Raw genomic sequence first — 20,410 nt, 5'->3', positions numbered from 1 at the left:
CTCACCTGCAACCCCTAATGGGCAAAGTCCATTTGCTTCATTAAAAATGAAAACACTTGTATTAAAAATCGGCTTTCCAATAGGTATATTTTGATGAGATTCGTCTACTATAAAACTTGTTGTAACAACAGTATTTTCAGTAGGTCCATAGTTATTGACAATTTGATAATTTTGATTTTTAAAATAATTCAGCTTATCTCCGCCTGTCAATAGCCGTCTTAAAGAAGTATTCTCAAGCATCATAAATTGTTCACAAACCTGTGTAGGCAAAAAGCTAATTGAAATATTATGTTCATTAAAATAATGATTGAGTTTTGGGATATCCAGTTTTAAGTCATCACTTATTATATGAATTGCAGCACCCGCAATAATATAAGGAAAGACCTCCCAAACAAATGCATCAAAACTCATACTTGCATAGCTCGCACTATTGTCAGCTTCGCTTATTTCATTATATGAATTGTGCCAATAACATAAGTTCACCAAAGATTGATGCTCAATCATTACTCCCTTAGGTTTACCAGTAGAACCAGACGTATAAATGACATAAGCTAAATCCTTGCTTCTGTTATTAATAGGTAAATTATCAGTTTCATATTCTAATAATTTCTCATCATGAATATCTAATTTTTTAATATCAGTAAGGTCCGATAAATCAGCCTTTTCAACTAAATCACCCTGAGTTAATAAGATTTTTGTTTGACTTTCTTCCAGGATATATTTAATCCTATCTGATGGATATGCAGGATCAATTGGCAAGTATGCTCCGCCAGCTTTTAAGATACCCATTATTCCGATTATCATTTCAACTGAACGCTCAGCCATTAAGCTAACAATACAATTAGAGTCCACACCATTTTCTTTTAATAATCGAGCTATTTGATTAGATTTTTCATTTAGCTCTCGATATGTCAGTTTCATGTCTTCAAAAATAATCGCAATATTTTCTGGTGTCCGTTTTACTTGCTCTTCAAACAATTGATAGATTGGCTTACTTTTAGGAAATTTCATCTCTTTATTATTGAATTCGTGTAATAATACACTTTTTTCCTTTTCTGAAATCATGTCAATTTTATTCAAATTGATTTCCAAGTTTCTTGAAATTTCTCTTAAAATATTAATGTAAGTTTCTGAGATTCTTTTAATTGTATCTTTCTGGAATAATCCAGTTCTGTATTCAACATTCAGAACGATGTCATCTTCATAATCTAATACATTAAAAGTTAAATCGAATTTAGCATTATCCAACTCAAAAATAATTGGACTAAGTTTCAAGTTCCCTTTTTTAATAGTAAACAGCTTAGCATCTTCTAATACGAACATGGTATCGAATAGAGGATTTCTATTCGAATCTCTTTCGTAGTCAATATTACGTATCAATTCGTCAAATTGATATTCTGAGTTTTCAAATGCTGCAATCGTATTTTTTTTGACCTGTTCCAAAAATTCTCTAAAGCTACTTTCACCCTCAACATTATTTCTTAAAGCTAGAGTGTTGACGAATACACCAAAAACGTCTTGTAAATCCTGATGCATCCTTCCTGACGCGGCTGTTCCGACAACTATATCCGATTTACCAGTATATTTATTAAGCAGGATATAGTAAGCACTCAACATGAGCATATATAAAGTAGACCCAGTTTCCTTAGCGATATTCCTAACTTTTTTAGATAAGCTACTGTCCAAATGGAAATAGACATTTCCTCCTTCAGTAGTATCCATAGTAGCTCTTTTATAATCGTACGGTAATTCCAATTGGGGTGGAAGATTATTATATATTTCAAGCCAATACTGCTCTTGTTTTTTTATTTCTTTGGATTCGTTATATTCATTATTCCATTCAACAAAATCCTTGTACTGTACTTTCACTTCAGGTAATGCCTGATTGTTATACAGCTCTAATATCTCATTCATCAGGATACCTTGAGATACCCCATCTGAAATAATGTGGTGAAAATTCACCACCAAAATATGTTTATTCTTTTCAACTTTAATTATTTTTGCTCTCATGAGAGAAGGTTTGCTTAAATCAAAAGGAATAGTTGATTCCTTACAATACTGACTAGTTAAATTCATTAACGATTCATTGTCTGTTAATGTTGCATCTGCGTTATCATATTCCAATTTAAAATCAACATGATCATAAATTTTTTGGACTAACTCATCATTTATTAATTCAAAACCGGTTCTTAGAGACTCATGTCTATTAATAAACTTTCTGAATGCATTTTCAAGTTTGTGAATTTCGATTTCACCTTCGACGAATAATGCCATAGGTATATGATAAGCACCCCTATTATTTTCCATCATGGAAAGCATATACATTCTTTTCTGTGCAGGTGAAGTAGCATAACACTCCTGTTTTGCTGCCTTATTTATCGAATTTCCTCTACTATTGTATTGTTTGCTCATTAAGTAGTTATCTAATGCTTTTACGGAGTCATTTTTAAATATTTCTCCTATTGGTACCTCTATATTCATTCTCTTTTTAATTTCATTTATAATTGAAATCGCTTTTAATGAATCTCCGCCTATTTCGTAATAGTTAACATCCACTCCGATATTTTCCAGTCCAAAAACGTTTTTCCAAATATCTAGTAGTTTCTCTTGAGTTTCATTTTCTGCTTCTGCCCATTCAGTTGCTGCAACTTCATTAATTACTTGATGTGTTAAAAATTCCTCCAGAATATTTTTATTAACCTTCCCATTCACGGTTAAAGGTATTTTGTCTATTCTAAAGAAATTAACCGGGACCATATAATCTGGCAGTATACTCTGTAAAAATAGTTTTAACCCTCTAGGATTAATATCCTCATCGGAAACTACAAAAGCGTATAAGTTTTTAATCCCTTTTTCATTCGTAAAATCAATAACAACTGTTTTTTTCACATCGTCATGATTTATTAAACAGTTTTCGATTTCTCCTAGCTCTACTCTATATCCTCTTATCTTCACCTGGCTGTCTTTTCTTCCTAAAAATTCTATATAACCGTCCTCTTTTAACATCCCATGGTCACCGGTTTTATAGATGTAACCCAATTCTTCATGAAAAATAAATGAAGCATTAGTTTTTTCTCTGTCATTAATATATCCACTTGCTACGCCCAGTCCACCTATATATAATTCTCCCTCTACTCCTGTAGGACATAATTGTCTATTCTGATTCAATACATAAATTTTCTGGTTTGCTAATGGTTTTCCATAAGGTATGCTTTTCCAATCTTCCATTACTTCCTTGATTGGATAGTAAATAGACCAAATAGATCCTTCAGTTGCTCCACCCAAACTAATCACTTCTGCATTATCGAAGATCCCCTTTATTTTTCCAGGTAGATCCAAAGGGATCCAGTCTCCACTAAGCATCACAAGTCTTAAATCCTTATTTTGTTCACCTGAATTATATACATCAACTGTCAATTCCAAAATAGCTGGGACTGAATTCCATATCGTGATTCTTTCTTCTTCTACAACCTTTTTTAATTGGTTTACATCTCTTTGGTCATCTGTAATAACAAGTGTTGCTCCGGAGCTTAATGAACCAAATACATCATAAACAGACAAATCAAAACACAATGAGGAAATCCCTAAAACCCGGTCATCTTCAGTAACTCCAAATTTTTCATTGATGTCTAGAATTGTATTTGCAGCAGCACCGTGAGTTATTTGAACACCCTTAGGCTTACCTGTACTACCAGAAGTAAAAATGACATAAGCCATATCCGCATCACTAACATCAATTTCTAGTTCTTTAATAGAATACTTTGCAATATATTCATCTTCATAAATAGTAGGTGTTATAAAAAAATTACAGTTGCTTTTCTCTTTAATATATTCTTTCCTTTCTTCAGGATAGTCCGGATCAAGCGGAATATAGGCTGCACCAGATTTTAAAACGGCAAAAAGGTTTACAATAGTATCTATACATCTCTCTCCTATGACGCCTATATAATCACCTTTTTTGACGCCTTTATCTAAAAGATATCTTGCAATTTGGTTTGATTTATCATCTAGCTCTTTATAAGTGATCAATGTATTATGATGAACCACAGCTGCTTTATCCGGTAAAAGCTTTGCCCTATTAATAAACATTTCATGTAACGTGCTTATATTAAAATCTTTGTCTGTATCGTTATAATTCCCAATAAACTTCATGCTGTTTTTGTTAAGCTCGATACCTGTAACTTGATCATCAAATATGACTTGATTTAATATGTCTATATACTGTTCAAACATTGATTCTATAATTTCGTCTTCAAATAGTTGATCAACATAGTCCCAAGTTATATATAATCCACCGTTTAATTCATAAACTTGGTTATCGATATACACTTGAGATGTCCTTGTACTAAAAAATTTAATTTTTTCGAAGTCAACTAATTGATCAAATGAGTCTTCAGAATTTTCACTTAAGACACTGGTGAATACAATAGGCATGATAGCTTGTTTATTCATTTGATGTTTTTTTCCAATGGCTCTAATAAAATCCACACCGTCAAAATGTCTATGTTCAAGAGCTTCTAACAGAGTATCCTGAACATGCGCAGCAAAATTCCAGAAAGATTCCAAAGCACCTTCGGAATTAATATCCAATAACATAAGGGTTGTAAAATCGCCGATCATCTTTTTGACATCTTCATGGAACGGTATCCTGTTAAAAACCGTTAAATTTACTGCAAAATGACTTTGGTTACTCCAGTATGCCAATACATAGGCATATGCGGCACATAGAACCGAGGTAGGAGTAAGGTTTCTATTTCTTGCTTGTAGTTTTAATCTGCTCCACTTCTCCCCTTCCAGAAATTCAGAATACTTATTAAATCTAGGATTCACAACTTCTGCAGGGTTGCATTTTAAAGGCAATGCAGGTGCACTAGGAAATTCATCCAGCTTACTCAGCCAATACTTTTCATCTTTTTTATATAAAGAAGAATTCTTAAATTCATTAGAGGCCAGAACATAATCTCTAAAATTGTAGTTTAACTCTGGCAAATCGAGAAGTGGATTCTCATAAAACTGTTTAAATTCCTTAATTAATATCTTCATACTACTGTCATCACAAATTAAAGGGTCAATATTCAAACAAAAATATTTACTGTTATTCGGTAAAATAAAAGCTTTCAGTTCAAATAATGGCCAATTACTTGGATCAATGATTTTTGAAATCATTTGTTCTCTTTGTGTTAATATACGCTTTTCAATTTGTTCTTCGTTAAATCCAGTTAAATCTACAGCTTCTACCGAATAAAATAACTCACCTTGAAGTATCCGCTGGGTTCCATTCTCGAATACTATTGTACGCAGAATAGAATGTCTATCGATCAACTTTTGCAATGCGTAGTTAAATCTGCCCATATCAACGTCCATTTCAAATTCAACAGTCAGATTTGTTGCGGAACCACCAATTTCAAAAGTTGCATCTCTGCCTATTAAATAGGCTAATTGAATTCCTGTAAGAGGAAAAGGCTCATGTACATTCTTCAAATCTGTATTGTCAGTAAAGTAGTTTTGCCCTATATTCTCTCCTTTATTTGTTTCAATATATGTACTTATCTCCTTTATTGTAGAAAGCCTGAACAATTCTTTTAAAGGTAGATTCACATTCATCTTTTCGTTCATATTTGCTAAAAGCTCCATCGCATTTAATGAATGTCCACCAAGCACAGAAAAACTATCATTTATTCCAACTTTTTCCACTTTTAATATTTGCTGCCATAATAAAATGAGCTGCTCCTCGAGTTCAGTTCTAGGTGATTCATACTCGACTTCGCTATTCACACTTCCGTCAGGCTCAGGCAATGCTTTTTTATCTATTTTTCCGTTTACTGTTAATGGGAGTTCATCTAACTTAACAAAATAAGCTGGAATCATATAATCTGGAAGCTTCTCTCCCAAAAAACACCTTAACTCTTCAACTGTAACCTCTTTGTTGGTAGTGATATAGGCACACAAATAGCTAGGCTTACTCTCTTCTTCTTTTGCTATTACTACTGAATCTTTTACATTTTCATGCTTAAGTAACTGACTTTGTATCTCCCCAAGTTCAACCCTATATCCACGAATTTTCACTTGATGGTCTATTCTTCCCAAAAATTCAATATTTCCATCAGGTAACCACCTAGCTAAATCACCTGTGTGATACAATTTTTCTCCAGGCACAAAGGGATTTGCAACAAATTTCTCTGATGTAAGCTCCTCATTATTCAAATATCCTTTACTTAAACCATCACCAGATATACACAGTTCACCAGCTTCACCGACAGGGAGTAAGTTCCTATTTTTATCTACTATATAAACAGATGTATTTGCCAATGGCTTTCCAATAGGAATGGTTTCATCTTCTTCACTAATTTCATTAATAAAGTAGTATGTGGTAAATACAGTACTTTCTGTTGGGCCATAAACATGGATAATTTTATCTTTCCCCATAAATTCTAGTGCCTTTTTAGCATGAGAAACCGAAGCCCTTTCCCCACCAAACAGTATTTTTCTTATGTTTTCAAGACTACTAATTTCCATGTCTACTAGAATATTAAAAAGTGCGGTGGTAATGAACATGACACTTATATTTTCTTTCCTTATTAAGCTACCAAGCTTTTTCATATTTACAACTGTTTCTTTTTCTACTAACACTAACTTTGCGCCATTTAACAAAGCACCGTATATATCAAAAATTGATCCATCAAAAGAATAATTTGAAAGTTGTAGAATGATATCATTATTGTTAATTTCTATATAATTGGTATTCCGAATAACTCTTACAGCGCTATAGTGTGAGATAATTACTCCTTTTGGAATCCCAGTAGAACCAGAAGTATAGATTATATAGGCTGTGTCATCGAAGCTATTTATCCGTTTAAGATTGTCGATGCTATTTTCTTTGAAATACTCCTCATTCAAATTAACAATTTCTATATCATATTCAATACCATTAATAAACTTGTCTTGTGTCAATAATATTTGGGCATTACTATCGTTCAACATGTAATTAATTCTCGATTTTGGAGAGTCAGGGTCTATTGGCAAATATGAAGCACCTGATTTTAGGATACCTATTATTCCAATGATCGTTTCAAGCGATCGATCAGTCATCAATCCTACAACGTTAGAAACATTTATTCCTTTATCTCTTAATAAACTTGCCACTTGATTCGATTTTTCATTAAGCTCTCTGTAGGTAATCTGCTCATTACCGAACACAATTGCGATATTCTCAGGTGTTCTTTCTACTTGTTCTTCAAACAATTGATTTATAGTCTTATTTTTAGGATATTCACTTTTTGTATTATTGAAGCCATTCAATAGTACTTTATCAACTTCTTTAATATTGCGATTTCCAATTTCCCTTTTCATATCGTTGGAATTTCCAATAAACATATACATTTCCCCTTGTTCAAGTAATATTGCATATCACGTTGGATGGTTTTTATCTTAACAACGAGTAGCTTTCTAAAACAGTAAAAACAACTGAGGGTCCATGAAATTTGAATTCACGTTTAAGATAGCAGGACATTTAACTAAACTTTACTCACCATTTTTTTAATAGTTTTGATTAATTTTAAAATTTTATTTTACTCAATATATAGTGAAGCAACCTATCTGGTTACATCACGAATTATTCAGAAAGCTCTATGTAAAGAATCTTTACTTTCAGTACTAGTGGTTAAATTTAATGTTTTATTAATGAGTGATGTTATATTCTCTATATTGTTGTTAATAAAAAAATGATTTCCATCAAAGTGATATAACTGAAATGATTGATTAGTGTAATTTTTCCAATCCAGGAGATTTTCAAAGCTTATCGAATCTCCATTTCCATTAAGTACTGATATATCGCATGCAATTTTATCTGTTCTTTCTTTATATTTATATGTTTCTACCATTTTAAAGTCACTTTTTAATACCGGGAGAAATACTTCAAACAGTTCTTTGTTATTAACTAGCTCTTCTGGTGTTCCACCGAGTTGGATTATTTTCTTTTTAAAATCATTATCTGGTAAGTTATAAATGATCTCTTTTTTCCTGCTGCCGGGAGACCTATATCCTGAAAAAAAGAGATGATTTGGAAGTTTAAATCCCATTTCTTTAATTTTATAGTAAAGCTCATACACTAATAGACTTCCCATACTGTGACCATAAAGCGCATATTCATTCTCATCTATCTTGTCTTGAATAGTATTAAAAATGTCATCCACAGCTTCCTCTATGTTCTCATACAATGGTTCATTGAATCTCTTTCCCCTCCCCTTTAAAGGTATTGGACAAAGATTGATAGATCGGCTTAAATATTGGTTCCATTTGAAATATATTGCTTCTGATCCTCCTGCATATGGCAAACAAAATAAATTCATTAAAATGTACCCCCATCTAAAACAAGTTTGTAGTAATCCTTAATAAGACTTTGTTGATCAATCATCACTAAGTTGCTTGAAACATTCTTGTTTAATGAACAAACAGCCATTTTATATTCAGAATCTATATCAAATACTTCAAAGTAATATTTACTATTTGATTCTCCTAGTTTATGAATCAGTCTAATATTGTTGATATTGTCTATTTCAAGTGAAAATAAGTTTAAAGGCATAGATAAACCCGTTCCACAGCATTTGATAAAGCTTTCTTTTAAAGTCCATATATTAAAAAAATTCTTTAGTTGATCCTGTGCATCCCCCCTAGTAATATAGTCATATTCATTCTCAGTGAAAAAACCTTTTGCAATTTCTTTATATTCAATCTGTTTTATTTTTTCAATGTCTATTCCTATGGGTGTATCGCTAATAGCACATACTACAAAATCTTCGGAGTGCGATATATTAAAATTGTGCTTCGGATTACCTTTTAAAAAGGGTTTTCCATATTGATTCTTTTCAATTATTATATTTTTATTTCTTATTTTGAATTTCTTATTAATAAGAGTTCTGATCAATAAATCCCCAATCAAACTCCTGATTTTATCCTCTAGTTTAATATACTTCTCCAATTTGCATCTTTTTTCTACGTCTAATGTTGAGCAAAGGTCATTCAGTTCTTCGTTACTGATGTTCATAATTTTCACAGCATATATCTCCATAAATCCCTCTCAAAATTTTGATAAATTAGGCTGAAAAATCTAGAAGCATTTTATGTTTCTTGTTTAACTAGTCGACCATTAAGCTAGTTGACTTTTCAAGTGCGTCAAATTTTGGAAGTACCATCATATAAAAGAAACCTACAACTACTAAACATCCTCCTACCAACCAAAATAGCGATTCAACCGATAAAATTACTGGATAAAATGCAGCGATGAAAAGAAGGGTTAGTGATTGGGAAAACATCATTAAAGGATTAACACACCCCTGAACTCTCCCCATCATCTTAGGGTCCACTATTTTTGGTATCCAACCGCCTATGGCTACGTTTATCATTGGTAGCGTGAGAGCCACAATACCTGTACATATCATATATAGCCAGACATTATTAACTAACGAACTGAGAATAGTTGCTCCTCCTGCAATGAACAAAGCTAAAGTCAGCATAGTATGAAGCTTTAATTTATTTGAAAGACTTGATGCAATAAAACTTCCAACTAAAACTCCTGAACCAAATACAATACCTAATATAATCGATATTTCTTCATAATTATCTGGTGTTAGCTTGTATTTTAAGATGAAGACCTGCATAACTGAGAGACCTCCATTTAATATTCCAAAAACTACAAATCCAGAAACAAGCGAAAGTAGCAATCTGTGATTCCAAATATAACTTAACCCTTTCTTAAAATCCTTCATGACAACCAGAACTTTTAAATCTTTGATAGAGTGCTTTCCATTAGGCAATCGTATTTCTTCTGAAATTTTGCATGACTTTATGAGCAATCCGCTTATGATAAAACTTCCTGCATCTATCAAAATTGCACCTTCAATACCAATTGCCCAATAACAAAAGATTCCGATTCCGCTCCCAAAGAGAATAAACAAGCTAGCAACCATCTGATTCAAGCCACTTGCTGTGGGATACTCCTTTTCCGTTAATATCCCTTGTACGAGAGAAGAGTGGGCTGGATAAAAGAAACTTTTCACAGCACCCCTTAAAAATAGAAGCATAAAGACTAATAGCATCCAGTCTATAAAAAGAGCGAGAAACATGAAAAGCGATAGTACTGTACAAATCCAATCACAATTTTTTGCGATTAGCTGACGATCAAGTCTGTCGGCAAAAACACCTACTAGAAAAAATACAGCCAAAGTGGGTAAGGATAACATAAGTTCAGTGATCGTTGCATATGCAGGCTGTTGCGAAAACCGGTCTAAAAGGTAAAACATAAGAGCAGTTAATCCAATTGTGCCTCCCATCTGAGAGGTGTAGGAAGCAAGAAATAACTTTAAATAATTTCTATTTTGAAAAAGAGATAAAATTGTTCTCATAAAACACTCCTCATTTCATTTAAAGCCTATGTAAGCAAAAAACATCTCCGTAAAAATGCAACTACTATTTTACCCCCCTTGTTTTCTTGAAAATTAATACTCTTTTAAAAGTTTATAAGGCGCTAAGTTAATAGAAATAATGATTCGGTCTGGCTATTTTCAACATAACTATATTATGACAAAAATTTTAAATATAACTATATTATGACAAAAAAGTAATTAAATTACTAGTAAATAATTACAAATAGTTATTAAATCTGATTCCCTCCCTTGTATTAGTAGGTATATTTCACTATAATTAACTAAATCTGTAACCTCTTATTGAGAGATAAATCTTTATACAACGTGTAAAAACACCTGACCTAATCAGATGTTTTTACTTACTTAAAAATTTTTAGACCTGTCTTTTGAAGGTAAGATATATCGCTCTCCTCTTTCATATATAGACAGTAAACTTTGAAGGAATGAAAGCTTTGGTGCTAACCAATAAGCTAACACTGCTGAAAAAATTCCTAAAAAGGCTCCAGTAGCAACGTCGAAGGGGTAATGAACTCCTACCCATATCCGTGAAATACCCACAGTAAATGCAAGTATGAGCCATATCCACCCACTTTTTTTGTGAACAAGCCAAATCGAAAAGCAGATAGAAAAAAATAAGATAGTGTGGTCGCTTGGAAATGAATTATCTACTGCGCGATTGACAAGTTTATTGACATTGGGTAAGACTGCAAATGGCTGATAATTCGAATAAAATTGTCCGACTGTCTTCCCAATAATTTCTGCAACAATGAATGCTATTATAGCTTGAATGACCATCATTCTGTTCTTGTTAGTGCGAGTAAACCAATAGACTAACATGATGAGGGCTAAAACAAACACTGTATATTCCGCAATTATTGACATACTTGAGTTAAGGAACTGATATTCTTTACCTAAATCATTAACCATTCGAAAAGCGGCAATATTCCACTCCGAAAAAGACATTTTTAAAAACCCCCTTAATTGTGCATTGTACCTACAATTCGAATAATTGTAGAAATCTTCTCGACTGTATTTTTGGTTTCTTCCTATAACTTTGAGTTTTCATATATTAATGAATATCCACTTTTTTAAAATAGATAATCATTGAAATAAATCCAATGGTAGAGAGTGCAGCTATACCTATATACGAGTACTCTGGAGGGTATGTAGGGAGAAGTGTATTCCTTGAAATATCTCCTGCTGCCGCCCAAGGAAACAATCCTCTATGTTCAGAATTTGCTGTCATAATATTTATTAAAGTTATAAGAATTGTAAAAATAATAGTTGGTACATAGTTCTTTAAAACAATCGTTATCAGTATGATGGGTGTTGATAAAATAAACAGTAAAATTCCACCAACAAGAAATTGAAAAAACGTTTCTACTATTAATGAACGGCTAAGGCCTTGAAACTGTCCTAAAATGCCTAAGAATAAAGTTAGACCCCAAGCAACCAACGTTAAAAAGATAATCCACATAAACAAAAGCAGTAACTTACTGAGGATTAAATTCACTCTGGAAACTGGGATCGTTAACAGATTTTTCAGAGTATCATCCATATATTCACGGTTGAAAATATAGGCTGCAACGACACCATATAGAGGAACGCCTACAACTAAAATCGTATATAAGTTAGCATTACTAAAAAGCTCATAAAATTTTATAATAGGAGAAGGTTCTTCCGTCTTCATCTGTATATATGTTGCAAAGACCACCATAAATGGGACTACTGATGCTCCAATGGTACTTATCAGAAGCATTTTAGATCTCCTAAGTTTTAACAATTCTGTATATAAGAGATTAACCAATGGTTCCACCTCCAACTAGCTTTGTGAAATAATCCTCAAGTCGGTCCTCACTCATCGTAATCTTGAGAACTTCAATATCGTTCTGTACAAATAATTTATTAATCTTGCCCTGTTGTCCGATGTGTGAATATATACGAATATTCCCATCATCATGAACTTCATAGTCAAAGATTTCAAAATGATTTTCTAAAAGCATTATTGCTTTATCATCATTTGAAACTTGAAACTCAAGACACTTACGATTTTTTTTACGCAGACTATCAAATTCAATTTCCTCTAAGAGCTTACCTTCATGAATAATTCCCATATGATCAACTAACTGTTCAATTTCAGACAGTATGTGGCTTGATATTAATAGGGTTATTTTTCTTTCTTTAGCAAGATTTTTAATAAGTTTCCTCATTTCCTTAATCCCAATTGGATCCAAGCCGTTGGTAGGCTCATCTAAAATTAACAATTCAGGATAATGTAGAAGAGCTCTGGCGATTCCAAGCCTTTGCTTCATCCCTAAAGAATATTTACCTACTAGCTTTTTTGTTTCATTCTCTAATCCAACAATCTCTAAAGCATCTTCGACTGCATTCCTCTTGTGTACTCCAATAATCTTTGCATTTATTAAGAGATTTTCTCTAGCTGTGAGGTTTCCATAAAATCCAGGGACTTCTACGATTGATCCAATTCTTTTTAGAATTTCTTTTTGGTTTTTAAATAAATCCTGTCCAAATATTTCTATTTTTCCATGAGTAGGTTTTATCAACCCCAACAACATTCTTATCGTAGTTGTTTTTCCTGCACCATTTCGACCCAAGAATCCATAAATATCCCCTTGATGGACTGTTATATTAAGGTTATCTACTGATTTTTGTTTCCCATAAATTTTTGTTAAGTTTGTGGTCTTTATTATTTCTTCCATAATGTTAAACCTACTTTCCTTAATGCTTATGTATTTAGTATAGAAAGAAGTTTTTAACTGGGGATTAACTATTTCTTAACTATTTCTTAATTAATGTCAAAATAAGAAAATAATGTAACGTGAATGGCATACTGTACATTAGAGATTGAAGAAGCAGAAAGAAACGAAAAAAAGAGTATGTCAATGAAAATACCATAAACTTTCTGTGATATTTCCTCTTATTTTATTTGTTTTCCTAAACCGTTTCTTTTATAATTTTATATGTTAGGTGTATACCAATTTGCTTTAACGAGCGTAGTTTGGTCCACTTTTTTAAGTTTTGTATGATGGCCGTCATCAAAACTTACGTTTTTACCTTTTGGACTCCATATATCTATACTAGCTCCAAGAAGGCGAGATAATATTTTACTTTCTTATAATTTTCATACCATATTCTATATACAATTATTTAATTAACAAGAAAATCTCCCTTCTCTTTTTATTTCATATTAACCATTGATCCCTTCATTCTTTATGCAATTTCATACTCATTTTCTTCTGTCTCCGGTCTTTTAAATAAAAAGACAAATAGCATTATAAATATAGCAATCCAAAAGACGATTTTTCCGATGTTCACAAATTGCAGTAATTTATTAAAGCTTTCTACTCTTAGTACCTCTGCTTCATATAAAGCCTCAGCTATCCCTTCCTTTACTTCTACCTCTTTTAATTCCAGTAACTCAAATGAAAATAGAAAATTAATCGAATCTGCAAGTCCCATACGGAATTGACTTGGAATAACTATAGCTAACAACCCAATGATCCAAAAGAAACACCAGCCTATTGCTCCGGTATCCATCGTTTTTAAATTGTAAATTGGTCTATTTATAAATTTCATAACTTCTCCTCCAAAACTTGATTTTTAAATTATTAATCATCCCTTAAAACTAATTCAATTTCTTGAGAATTAATTTCTGACAAGGGAATAAACTTATCGGTACTAATCACACCGAAATCCCCATGCTTAAATACAATAAATCCTTCTTACTCTTCATTCTCTTTAATGACCACTACTTTATCCAAAAGACATAGCCATTCATTGTTTTTAGCTTTTATCCCTATACTCTTAGTCCACTTACTATTTGACTCACAATAATACCTGAGTTTTCGTTTTAACCTATATAATATTGGTTTCTGTTCTACTACTTTTTCTATTTCTGTATTTTCCTTCACGTCTTCCGTTTCATTGACAACTTCTATAAAATCAATTGCTGCTCTAATAGTAGATGCAATTCCACTTTCATAATACTCAGTAATCTGATTTAAGCGGTTTTCTGAAGCCAAATTAATTGGTATACCAGTTGAGCTGAATTTTTCTTTTAATAAACGAGTCTCAGCAGCTATTTCTTTTCGTGTTCTATTATTTGAAGATGAAATTGCTATCACTTCTAATATAGTAATGCCAATACCTATTAATGGAGGAAATAACATTGATAGATTCCCTAGAAAAATACTAGCTACCAGTGCAAATGGAAGTAAACCTAATCCGCAGATAATACCGGCATTTGGAAAGTGCATTTTATAAAAAGTGTATTTACTCCTTATCACTTCCTTCCCTCTAAGTCTTTGACTAAGGCCCATGCTGTATCTAACTTTTTCTTCTCATACTCTTTTGCTTCCAATTCATATAATGATTTATCTTCTGTAGTGCTCATGATCTCCATCTCACCTTCACATACTGCTTCATAAACAATTAGAGAATATTTATTAATCAATTACGGTAATTCCACAAAACATAGAAAGATTTCCTGTAATCTTTTCTCCGACCCTTAAAAGCTAATTTTCATGGTAACTACCTCCTAAAACATTCTTTTCTAAAGTACAAAATTACACCTCAAATATATCTCTTACATATAATCCAAACAAAAAACGCAGGAACTGTTTATATTCATTAAGCTTGTTATCTTTCACGCATAGGAGATAACATATTATTGATTAACTGTTCACGTCCTATTAATTTGACCTTACTTGAATTTGCTAATTTAATCGCAGAAAGAGTAAAGTTTTGATTAGTAACTACCCAGGCTTCATCAGCTCTATAATAGTCTTGTGCAGCTCGTATTTCTTGAACTGCTCTAATTCCAACATTCTTGCTGTATCTTTTCGCTTGAACAACTATCTTTCTCTTATCCTTTTTTAAGATAAGATCCGCTCCAAAATCACCGGATGCCTTTGTTACTTGAGCTTGATAGCCAAGAGATTCATAAAGTGTAGAAAGGTATTTTTCAAATTGAAAACCATTCATCTTATCAATTTCATGAATACCTGATTTTATTAATCTTTGTTTTTTCTTTTGTTTCCTTATAAAGAAAAAGACATGAAAGCTTATAAAAGGTAATAAAAATACAAAAAATGCAAGTAATATTGAATTAGTTTGTAACCAGGTAAAAAGCGCTGGACATACGACAATTCCTGTTAATAAACCAGTTAAATCCCCATTTTTCTTTCTTTTTGCCATTTTTATCAAATCTCCTTAAACATGTATAGCCGACTATTCAAGAACATAGCCGGCTATATAAAATTGCATTTATTCACTTCATCTTTTCAATGGTTCTAAAATCTTATCTGAAGATTTTAGCAAACTAATTTGCTCCTTTGCATGTGCCATTAAAAGAAGTCTTTCTTGTTTATTTAAATTGATGTCATTTTTAATTGCTTGTAATTTTAGCTCTTCTTTTAAAGCAAGTTCCTTCATTTCTATCTTTGTTTCACTTTCTATTTCCTTTATTTGTAGCTCATAAAGATTGTCTTCTTCTTTATTTATAGCTTTACTTTGTTTCTCTTTTATTTTGCTAATCTTATTTTTAGAGTTTTGAAGGATATTTTCCATTTTTAAATCGATCTGTTTTAAAGCAGATTTCTCTGCTTGCTTTAACTTTTTGTCATGTTGATTTATTCTCTTTAATTCAGTTTCAAGTCGATTTTCGATCTCTTTTTCTAAATTAAGTTGATTTTTCTTATAATTATTTAAAACTTGTTCCGCTTTCAAATTGGATGCTGCAGTTGTTGTGGCTAAAACCATAAGTAGTAATATTGAAAGAAAAATTATTTTATCTTTTCTCATTTTTAATACCATTTTCTCTTCCTTTTCTATTTAATGATTTATATCTAACAATTTTATCTATCGAACCTTATATGATAGTCAGCTGGAATATAATAACCTCCACCTACCAAGAAATTGCCGTCTTTAAAACCATAAACTCTAATTGTTTCACCAATTCGTGCTTTTCTATGTACTGTTGAGTTTGGAGCAAAAATATCCATGGTTTGTTCAGGACTGTAAATAAAACCTGTATAGAATAATGTTTCTTTGCTTTTCTTTACATAATAGCCAGCACCCACATCATAGCTAGTAGCATCTTCTTTAAAGATCTTTAATCCTTCACCTTTTTTTAACGCTCTTTGTACAGTTCCTTTTGGAGTATATAACTTCACTCCTTGTTGCTTAATTAGTACTCTTCCATAATGTAAATCTTTACTTTTCACTAACTCCATCACATTTCCTTCAATATCACGATACTTCACTAGACCTACGCCAGGAGCATAATAAGAAGTAGCTGTTTTATTATCATAATCAACTTCTACAGTAGAGAATGTCCCAGCAGGAGTTTTAACTGTATTACTTAGAGAAACTATTTTATAAGTTTCACCATCACCTGCATCCCATTTCTTGCCTTCAATAAGTGGAAATACTAATTCTTTATATAAGATACCATCTTCAAATGGATCTCCTACTTTAAGACTCTCTTCATCTTGTAAATATAACTCATGAAGAATATAATTTTTCCCTTTAAAGAACCAAAGATTCCCCTCATTCTTCTTCCCTATAAAAGTTGCAGTTACATATTCTTTAGAATCTTTTTTATTCTCGTTATAAATACTGTATGTATACTCTTTTTTTGTATCCATTAGGTAACTAGTTGCTGCTGAAGATGTTCCTTGTAAAATAAATGTGGAAAAGCCCATAACAATCAAGGTAAAAAGTAGCGTCAGATTAAATAGTTTTAGTTTTCTCAAAGTAATTCTCCTTTTAAAAGTGATCATATTCTTTTTTTGCAATTAAATTAAAGTTTGTCCTAAGTGATATTCACCCCCTTTTTAAGTCCTCTGTTATAGATTAATATTCTTATCCTATCCATCTATAACAGAGGACCTTTCATGAATATAGTAGCCTAGAAAAAATACTCCACATCCTAAGACAACTCCAAGGATAAACCCTGGATAACCAGTTAATGATTCAAATCCTTTATAAATAAAAAGACCAAAAAGACAGACTGAAATACCTAATAAGACACCAAGAAAGAATCCTACCAAACGGATAACGAATCTCTCCTTCCTTTCTTTTATTTTTGATAATGCTTTACCCGCTAATTCTTATTTAATAAGCCCTAATTCTTATAAGTCTGATGATTCTTAACCATATTCATCATCTCAATCTCTGTAATTTCTTTAAAAAAGGTCTGTAAAATAATCTGTCTTTTGCTTGTTATTTGATCCTTTCTTATTTCAAGGAAGGAACATTCCACCAAGTGGTCGTTGTCGAAATCTATTCCATACAATGATGTTTGAAAAGTTGTAAACTGACACATCTTCATAAAATTCATCAATGATAACTTTTCAATTCCATTAAAAGTTCCACGTGAAGGGAAAATTTTAGATACAAATACCTTACACCTTTGAAAATCAATCTGTTTTAGAAAAGAGATGGGAACATCTCCTCTTAAAAGCTCATTTTCACTTTCAATATTTGCATTTAACATTCCATTAAACTCCTTTTCTATTTTTTCTTTAGCACTTGTGTCCAAAACGTATAATTATTAATGCTTACATCTAACTCGATAATTTTCACTTTACAATTAGATTCCTGGAAAATTCTTTGCAGGAGTCGAATGGCTTTAATTAATTTCTTTAGTTCAGCTGCTTTCCTTTTGCTGTCCACGATTTTATATAAACTATAAGTTGAAAAGTTAATAATATGTTTGATCCTAATAAGTCTAATTTGTTTAAGATTCGTAAAACATGACAAATAGATAAGTAAATCATCCACTTTATCAAGAGATGCAGCCATATATCTCTCATTAACATTAGGTGCTAATAAGAGTAATGAAATTATCTGAGCTTTTAAAGATTGATATTTCAAATTATCCTTAATATTCAATGTTTCATCTAGGTCGTATGCATTGTTCATAAACTATAATCCTCCAAATTTTTTGAATCACATTTTGTTATACAATTGATTAAAAACAGCCTTTCTTAGGCACTGTTGCGTATATAAACTAACCCTGTTTTCGAAAAAAACGCAAAAAAGCACCAAATGTGTAGAAATATCTACGCATTTGGTGCTTCCAAATTAAATCTATTTTACCATATATAAAGTCCTATGAAAATAACATAATTAACTTTTTTATGAGTCTATGTATTTAATTTTTAGCGGATATCCTTTGAATTAAGGCTTAGACTATTATATGTGTGTAAAAAGTTTTTCTTTTCTGCATTTGTCCAATCCTGTGAAACAGCCAGTTCTTTACTACTTGGCAATGAACGATAGAATCCAACTTTTGATACATACGATAAGTAGGCCGCTTCAGATAAACCAGTGGCACCATGTTTTTCATTCAATAAGATATCTGTAGTTAGATCAATAATGAGCCACTTTTCTGTATTTTTACCTTGATTTGTTTTATTTACAGTTATATCTTCTATTTTTACATGATTATAATAATGATCTTCAGATTCAACTAACCGTACTGGAAGATTTGATGCCTTTACTAATTCATAAAATAAGCGAGAAAACCCATTACATGCAAGCTGCCGGTTGTAAGTATTCCCTACAAGCATGTCAGTAGTTTTGGTAGCCTTATATTTAAATTGATAATATATATAATCATATATAACATGTACTTTCTGTTCAGGTGGTAAATATCTAATGGAGCTTGCAAATTCTTTCGCAAACACTCCTAAACTCTTCTCAATTTGAACAGCCTGATATTTGTCATGAGAGACATCCTCTAAAAGAATAAGATTTGAAGCCTTTTTTCTAATATCATAATTGGCTAAAGTAGCTATATTCTTCATACTTGATATCCGGCTCTTTTGAAAATATTTATCCTTCCATTGTTGTAATTCTTCAGATGAAACATTATTATATATGGAAACCGACTGCGGCAATTCAGTGTAAACTTTATCTAATAAGATAAAGAAATCATTTTTGTTTTTCATATCGTAAATTTTCCAATTTTTATTCTCTCTAGGTATAGTATCAAGAAGGTTTTTAAACCGTTCAATTGGTATTGTTTTTATAGCTATCTTTTCATATTTATTATATTCTGCTGTTTTGGCCTTTTTTAAAATTTTTGACGGTATATTTTTTACCGCATAGACAGGTGAAAAATTACTTGTAACTAATCCCAGTGTTATTGCAATTGGTATATACTTTTTCTTACTTTTCATCTTTATACACCCTTTTTATCTATGAAATATATAAAATAAACACAAAAAAGCACCAAATGTATAGGATAACTATACATTTGGTGCTTCCAAATTAATGCTATTATATCAAAAATAAAAAAGATAATATATATAAACTCTACAATTGAAATATAGTTCTTCTATATCATGGGTAGAGTTTAAACCGTTGATCAATCTTTTTATAAAACTACACATATCTCTAAGAAAAAGCATGGAGAATATATCATTTGTTCTACTTTATTTTCTAATAAACAATCCAACTTCAAAGGCTTTTTTTCCATAAATTAGCATTGAATCCTCATTTAAACAGTAAATTGGAAAATTCAATTCATAATTCCCAATTATAACAGAATCTGAATTACTGAAAAAGAAATTAGAGAAGCATAGCTCTCTTAATGACAACTTTGCAAAAAATTGTAATAGTTCTTTATCTACTTTGTATAGATTATCCGTGATTTTTATATTTTCATACAGTGTATCAAATAATTGTATATCTTTATCATCTAAAAATTTAATTATTGGGTTTTCTACCTTTCTCAGTATGTCTAAAATATCTGGGCAATATACATAAACAGGTGTTTCACCATTCAATTTATAAGCATAGTTGAAAAAATTAAGAAATTTAGCTTCTTGTTCGAAATATTTACTTTGGGTTTCCCTTTTAACATTTTGATTGTAAGTTATAAGAAGACTATCGGCTTCTTCAGGAGTTAACACTTTACTAAATCTATCCAAAATTCCTATATGGAATCTACCATGAGG

General features: G+C 31.5%; 17 protein-coding genes. All 17 read right to left on the bottom strand.

What is annotated here, in order from left to right:
- Positions 1-7,374: non-ribosomal peptide synthetase (locus tag BFA01S_RS00560; RefSeq protein WP_156483490.1), on the bottom strand; the 7,374-nt coding region annotated here is incomplete at its 3' end.
- A gap of 242 nt (positions 7,375-7,616) precedes the next feature.
- Complete coding sequence (locus BFA01S_RS00555) at positions 7,617-8,348, bottom strand: thioesterase II family protein (protein ID WP_066224503.1); 732 nt, start codon at positions 8,346-8,348, stop codon at positions 7,617-7,619.
- Complete coding sequence (locus BFA01S_RS00550) at positions 8,348-9,067, bottom strand: 4'-phosphopantetheinyl transferase family protein (protein WP_066224500.1); 720 nt, start codon at positions 9,065-9,067, stop codon at positions 8,348-8,350. Before BFA01S_RS00550 ends, BFA01S_RS00555 begins: the two co-directional genes overlap by 1 nt.
- A gap of 67 nt (positions 9,068-9,134) precedes the next feature.
- Positions 9,135-10,400 carry an MFS transporter gene (locus BFA01S_RS00545; protein WP_066224498.1) on the bottom strand — a complete coding sequence of 422 codons (1,266 nt, stop codon included), beginning with the start codon at positions 10,398-10,400 and terminating at the stop codon, positions 9,135-9,137.
- Between the two features lie 384 nt (positions 10,401-10,784).
- Positions 10,785-11,384, bottom strand: coding sequence for an undecaprenyl-diphosphatase (locus BFA01S_RS00540; protein ID WP_066224494.1), 600 nt, complete (start codon positions 11,382-11,384; stop codon positions 10,785-10,787).
- A 106-nt stretch (positions 11,385-11,490) separates the two neighbouring features.
- Positions 11,491-12,228 carry an ABC transporter permease gene (locus tag BFA01S_RS00535; RefSeq protein ID WP_066224491.1) on the bottom strand — a complete coding sequence of 246 codons (738 nt, stop codon included), beginning with the start codon at positions 12,226-12,228 and terminating at the stop codon, positions 11,491-11,493.
- The gene (locus BFA01S_RS00530) at positions 12,221-13,141 is read right to left on the bottom strand and encodes an ABC transporter ATP-binding protein (protein ID WP_066224488.1); all 921 of its coding nucleotides are present in this window, start codon (positions 13,139-13,141) and stop codon (positions 12,221-12,223) included. The genes BFA01S_RS00535 and BFA01S_RS00530 overlap by 8 nt, the downstream gene beginning before the upstream one ends.
- Before the next feature lie 511 nt (positions 13,142-13,652).
- Entirely contained in the window at positions 13,653-14,018 is a 366-nt protein-coding gene (locus BFA01S_RS00525) for a hypothetical protein (protein ID WP_066224486.1), read from the bottom strand.
- 146 nt (positions 14,019-14,164) lie between these two features.
- Positions 14,165-14,698 (bottom strand): hypothetical protein, encoded by a 534-nt coding sequence (locus BFA01S_RS00520; protein ID WP_169800412.1) that lies wholly within the window; start codon positions 14,696-14,698, stop codon positions 14,165-14,167.
- A gap of 382 nt (positions 14,699-15,080) precedes the next feature.
- Entirely contained in the window at positions 15,081-15,638 is a 558-nt protein-coding gene (locus BFA01S_RS00515; RefSeq protein WP_066224481.1) for a restriction endonuclease, read from the bottom strand.
- 78 nt (positions 15,639-15,716) lie between these two features.
- Positions 15,717-16,244 (bottom strand): hypothetical protein, encoded by a 528-nt coding sequence (locus BFA01S_RS00510; protein ID WP_169800411.1) that lies wholly within the window; start codon positions 16,242-16,244, stop codon positions 15,717-15,719.
- 53 nt (positions 16,245-16,297) lie between these two features.
- On the bottom strand, positions 16,298-17,197 hold the full coding sequence (locus BFA01S_RS00505; RefSeq protein WP_066224473.1) for a hypothetical protein: 900 nt from the start codon (positions 17,195-17,197) through the stop codon (positions 16,298-16,300).
- A 114-nt stretch (positions 17,198-17,311) separates the two neighbouring features.
- Positions 17,312-17,494, bottom strand: a complete 183-nt coding sequence (locus BFA01S_RS00500; protein WP_066224470.1) for a hypothetical protein — start codon at positions 17,492-17,494, stop codon at positions 17,312-17,314.
- A gap of 74 nt (positions 17,495-17,568) precedes the next feature.
- Entirely contained in the window at positions 17,569-17,940 is a 372-nt protein-coding gene (locus BFA01S_RS00495; RefSeq protein WP_066224466.1) for a hypothetical protein, read from the bottom strand.
- Between the two features lie 17 nt (positions 17,941-17,957).
- On the bottom strand, positions 17,958-18,368 hold the full coding sequence (locus tag BFA01S_RS00490) for a hypothetical protein (protein WP_066224464.1): 411 nt from the start codon (positions 18,366-18,368) through the stop codon (positions 17,958-17,960).
- 239 nt (positions 18,369-18,607) lie between these two features.
- Entirely contained in the window at positions 18,608-19,630 is a 1,023-nt protein-coding gene (locus BFA01S_RS00485) for a hypothetical protein (RefSeq protein WP_066224461.1), read from the bottom strand.
- Between the two features lie 255 nt (positions 19,631-19,885).
- The gene (locus BFA01S_RS00480; RefSeq protein ID WP_066224458.1) at positions 19,886-20,383 is read right to left on the bottom strand and encodes a hypothetical protein; all 498 of its coding nucleotides are present in this window, start codon (positions 20,381-20,383) and stop codon (positions 19,886-19,888) included.
- Positions 20,384-20,410: the final 27 nt, after the last annotated feature.

This window comes from Metabacillus fastidiosus NBRC 101226, assembly GCF_001591625.1.
In the GTDB taxonomy this organism is placed as follows: Bacteria; Bacillota; Bacilli; order Bacillales; family Bacillaceae; genus Metabacillus; species Metabacillus fastidiosus.
Note: the sequence above shows the minus strand (reverse complement) of the source record. Positions and strands in the feature narration are given on the sequence as shown.